This window comes from Acidimicrobiia bacterium, assembly GCA_016650365.1.
GTDB lineage: Bacteria > Actinomycetota > Acidimicrobiia > Spongiisociales > JAENVV01 > JAENVV01.
Genome location: JAENVV010000263.1, coordinates 1 through 4,039, shown reverse-complemented (window position 1 = coordinate 4,039; position 4,039 = coordinate 1). Strand labels below are relative to the sequence as shown.

At 60.0% G+C, this 4,039-nt stretch carries 6 protein-coding genes; all 6 read left to right on the top strand.

Features of this window, described 5'->3' with window-relative positions; all coding sequences use genetic code 11:
• The first annotated feature begins 507 nt into the window (after positions 1-507).
• From JJE47_15030 to JJE47_15005, 6 genes are read left to right on the top strand one after another with little or no spacing between them, the layout of a single operon-like run.
• Positions 508-711 (top strand): SHOCT domain-containing protein, encoded by a 204-nt coding sequence (locus JJE47_15030; protein ID MBK5268733.1) that lies wholly within the window; start codon positions 508-510, stop codon positions 709-711.
• Positions 712-714: 3 nt separating this feature from the next.
• Complete coding sequence (locus tag JJE47_15025) at positions 715-1,167, top strand: cupredoxin domain-containing protein (GenBank protein ID MBK5268732.1); 453 nt, start codon at positions 715-717, stop codon at positions 1,165-1,167.
• Positions 1,168-1,213: 46 nt separating this feature from the next.
• Positions 1,214-1,603: a hypothetical protein gene (locus tag JJE47_15020; GenBank protein ID MBK5268731.1), complete on the top strand. Its 390-nt coding sequence runs from the start codon at positions 1,214-1,216 to the stop codon at positions 1,601-1,603.
• 35 nt (positions 1,604-1,638) lie between these two features.
• Positions 1,639-2,343, top strand: a complete 705-nt coding sequence (locus JJE47_15015; protein MBK5268730.1) for a response regulator transcription factor — start codon at positions 1,639-1,641, stop codon at positions 2,341-2,343.
• Complete coding sequence (locus tag JJE47_15010; GenBank protein MBK5268729.1) at positions 2,340-3,449, top strand: HAMP domain-containing histidine kinase; 1,110 nt, start codon at positions 2,340-2,342, stop codon at positions 3,447-3,449. The genes JJE47_15015 and JJE47_15010 overlap by 4 nt, the downstream gene beginning before the upstream one ends.
• Complete coding sequence (locus JJE47_15005) at positions 3,446-3,943, top strand: cytochrome c (protein ID MBK5268728.1); 498 nt, start codon at positions 3,446-3,448, stop codon at positions 3,941-3,943. Before JJE47_15010 ends, JJE47_15005 begins: the two co-directional genes overlap by 4 nt.
• The last annotated feature ends 96 nt before the right edge of the window (positions 3,944-4,039 follow it).

Below are 4,039 nucleotides of genomic sequence, written 5' to 3'. Positions count from 1 at the left end.
GCTCGACGACCAAGAAGGTCAAGAGACCCACGAGCTAGAAATGCAAGAGATGACGGCCACCGGGAACATGACGATGATGATGGACGAGGCCAACGGTTTTCTCGCTGGCAGCAGGTGAATCCAAGGTTCTCACCTGGACTTCACTGAACCAGGGACCGTCTACCTCGGGTGTCACCAGCCCGGACACTTCGCGGCAGGTATGGTCGCCTCGGTAAACGTGGAGCCCTAGCCGATCGGTGGTGGTGGGCCCTGACAACCATTCGGGGCCCACCACAACTGCCGTTAATTTCACCGAGACTTTCGTGGGATGGAGCTGCGCTGAATCCGGACCGCGGAGACGACGGGTAGGCGCGGCACGCCGGACAGCTGCCAAACCCATCTGGCCCGAAGGGCTCCGAACAGATCGACGATCCGCACCTGGCGGCTTTACACAAGCTTGATCGTGGCGAGGGCCGTTCCTTGATCTTGCTCTGGTCAACTGTGACCAAGCAAAAGAAAGGAACCACCATGATGTGGGGTTACGGAGGATACGGAGTTTTTTGGATGTTGCTCTTCTGGGTTGGAGTCGCTTTTCTGATCGCATGGGCGGTTCGGGGCCGCGAGGAGTCCAACCAGGAGCATCGGGCGATCGCAATTCTTGAAGAACGATTTGCTCGTGGCGAACTAGAAGAAGACGAGTACCAAGCTCGTCGAGCTCAGCTGAGTTCGTAGCCGATGAAACGGCGACATCTCCTTTTTGCTGGTTTGATCCTGGTGGCGGTGTCGGCTTTCGGGCCGGCCGTCCAGGGATCGGCGGGTTCAAGATCCGTGCGGTTCGGGCAACATATGGCCGGATACGGGCACATGGGCTGGAGTGACAACACTCCGAATTCGCAGAGCACGATCAATGGGGCACGCGAGATAGTCGTCACGTCCACAGAATTCGGGTTCTCCCCGTCTGCGATAACCGGAACGGTCGGCGAGTCGATCAACATCGTCCTCGTCAACGACGGCAGCGTCACACACGATTGGTCCATCCCGGAGCTTGGCGTGCGGATCGTCGCAAACCCCGGCCAACAAGCCACGGCAGGCTTCACCCTTGATGCCGCCGGCTCCTACCAGGCGCTCTGTTCGATTCCCGGTCATGCCAAAGCAGGAATGATCGGAACGGTAGAAGTCACCGGGTAAGCCACCCCCGTGGCCGAGCCCAAAGTTAGCGAAGGAGCAAGGAGATATGTTTAGAAAAGTAGCGTACATCACCGTCACAGCGGCGGTCATCGGAGCAGGCGCTTTCAACGCATTCCCGGTGTCAGCCCAGGTGCCAACGTCAGAAACGATGACAATCACCTCGAACGGCCAGAACCAGGACATGGATTCACAGATGAACACCATGATGGGAAGCAGCGCCTACCAGGCAATGACCACAGAAGAAATGAACACCCAAATGGCCAACGTGATGGGCAGCAACCACCGGCCCATGAGCACTCAACAGATGGACACGCAGATGGCCAACATGATGGGAAGCGGCAACCATGAGGCAATGGATGGTGACTACAACCCCATGATGAACCGCGACATGTCTGGCGACACGCCGACCAGCACGATGGGGCGGCAGGGTCGCTGAGCGACTCCCCGATGCAGGAACACCGCCGGTCTACCATGGGTGACGTGAGTCAGCCCCGGATCCTTCTCGTCGATGACGAACCGGACCTTCGGCGGATGGTCCGGCGGTACCTGCAAGCCGAGGGCTTCGACGTGGCCGACGCCGATACCGGTGAAACGGCTCTTGTCGCCCTCAAGAACTCGGTGCCTGACATGATCCTTCTCGACATTGGCATGCCTGGCATGGACGGATTCGCCGTTCTCCAAGAGATCCGCAAGACCTCAAGTATCCCGGTCATCATGCTGACGGCCAGGGCCGAGGAAATCGATCGAGTCATAGGTCTCACGATCGGTGCCGACGACTACATCACCAAACCCTTCAGCCCCCGAGAATTGGTGGCGCGAATCCGAGCCGTCCTGCGGCGGGGACGATTCGACCGATCCGACAACGAGGACCGACTGGAGTTCCTTCATCTTACGATCGATCCTTCGGGACGACAGGTCAGCGTCGACCAAGCAAACGTCGACCTGAGCGCCCTCGAGTTCGATCTACTCGCAGCGCTAGCGTCAGCACCGGGGCGTGTCTTCACGCGCGAGCAACTCCTCGAACGGGTGTGGGGTTGGGACTATTTCGGCGCAGAACGCGTGGTCGATGTACACATTGGCAACCTGCGTAAAGCCCTCCGAGACGACGCCGGCGATCCGCGTTTCATCGCTACGGTTCGGGGGGTCGGCTACAAGTTTGTCGCCCCAACCGCATGAAGAAACTCACCGGATCATTGCAGGGACGCCTCCTGCTATCGCACGTCGGCGTCGTCATCATCGGGGTCGCCGTACTTCTCGTCGCTGGACGGCGGTTGGGCGTCGTTTTCGTCAATAACCATCTCCGTTCAATGGGCGGCATGATGGGCGGGCTCGCGCCATCGGATTCCTCACTCCTCGAAGAAGGGATCAACATCGCATTCAATCAGGCCCTGCTATGGGCGGCCATCGTAAGCAGCGTCGCGGCGATGATGGCCGCCGCTTTTTCGGCTCGTCGCATGCTAAAACCGCTCACTGAAGTTCGACGAGTCGCCCGCCGCCTTGCCAGCGGCTCATACAGTGAGCGAGTCCCGATCCCGGCCGAATCGGAACTCGCCGCATTAGCCGCCGATGTAAACGCGCTTGCTCAAGCCCTCGAAGACACCGAACAGCGACGACTCCGACTCATTGCCGAGGTCGCGCACGAATTACGCACTCCGGTCGCAACACTGAAGGGATACCTGGAGGGACTCCTTGACGGGGTTTTCGAGCCAGATCCCGAGACGCTTACGGCCAGCATCCGGGAAGCTCGTCGCATGGAACGACTGGCCAGCGATTTGACCAGCCTGTCGAGGGCCGAAGAAGGGCAGGTGGACCTCCACCTCGAATCAACCGATGTTGCGGTATTAACCGCCGAAGTCGCCGATCGACTCCGTCCTCAGTTCACGGACCAGAACGTCAAGCTGATCGTCACCGGGGCTGAGCCGGTTTGGGCCAACATCGACCATGACCGGATCGCCCAGGTGCTGACCAATCTAATTGGCAACGCCCTGTCCTACACCCCAACTGGCGGGGTCGTAACCGTGAGTATCGGAACCGAAAATGGTGCTGTGCAGGTAACCGTGAACGACACCGGGAGCGGACTATCCGAAGACCAACTCTCGCTCGTGTTCGAACGCTTCTACCGCGCCGACCGATCCGTCCCTGGTGGAACAGGCATCGGCCTTACGATCGCCCGGGCACTAGCCAGAATGCACGATGGCGACGTCACCGTCACGTCGCCAGGTCCCGGCGAAGGTTCCACGTTCGTTCTCAGCCTGCCCACAGTCAACAGAACTCGAGCATGAACTTGCGGCCAGCCAGTCGCACCTGGCGAGCCTCGGTTCTGCTACTTGTCGTTGTAGCCGCATGTGGCGGTGCCCAAACCGGCGATACCACTCCGCCCGCAATCACCTACATCGCACCCGAAGACCTCGCACCCCCTTACCCGGACCTTGACCCCCAACAGATCGCTTCAGGCGAGGCGCTCTACCGCACCTACTGCGCGGCATGCCACCAAGCAGATCTATCGGGCGAGCCCGATTGGAAGACCCCGAAAGCAGATGGCACCTACCCAGCGCCTCCCCAGGACTCCTCCGGACACACCTGGCACCACCCCGATGCACTCCTTGTGCAGATCGTTCGAGAAGGCATCGACGTACCGGGCACCTCAATGCCGACTTTCGGGGACAAGCTCTCCGACCCCGAAATCCAATCAATAATCGAATACCTGAAGTCGAGTTGGGGACCCGACGAGCGAGCAGCTCAATGGCAGGTCACCTGGCAACAAAACCGTCGATGAACCAGCCGGTCAGCCTTTCTGCGGACGGGCGATCCGGCTGAACGCGACAGCGTTCGCCGCGCCAAGAGCTACCAGCCACGCCACGGTGCCCAATAG

What these genes read in the sequence shown, in the direction of transcription:
- JJE47_15030 (MBK5268733.1), top strand. Translation starts at nt 508, where the DNA reads ATGATGTGGGGTTACGGAGGATACGGAGTTTTTTGGATGTTGCTCTTC.
- JJE47_15025 (MBK5268732.1), top strand. Translation starts at nt 715, where the DNA reads ATGAAACGGCGACATCTCCTTTTTGCTGGTTTGATCCTGGTGGCGGTG.
- JJE47_15020 (MBK5268731.1), top strand. Translation starts at nt 1,214, where the DNA reads ATGTTTAGAAAAGTAGCGTACATCACCGTCACAGCGGCGGTCATCGGA.
- JJE47_15015 (MBK5268730.1), top strand. Translation starts at nt 1,639, where the DNA reads ATGGGTGACGTGAGTCAGCCCCGGATCCTTCTCGTCGATGACGAACCG.
- JJE47_15010 (MBK5268729.1), top strand. Translation starts at nt 2,340, where the DNA reads ATGAAGAAACTCACCGGATCATTGCAGGGACGCCTCCTGCTATCGCAC.
- JJE47_15005 (MBK5268728.1), top strand. Translation starts at nt 3,446, where the DNA reads ATGAACTTGCGGCCAGCCAGTCGCACCTGGCGAGCCTCGGTTCTGCTA.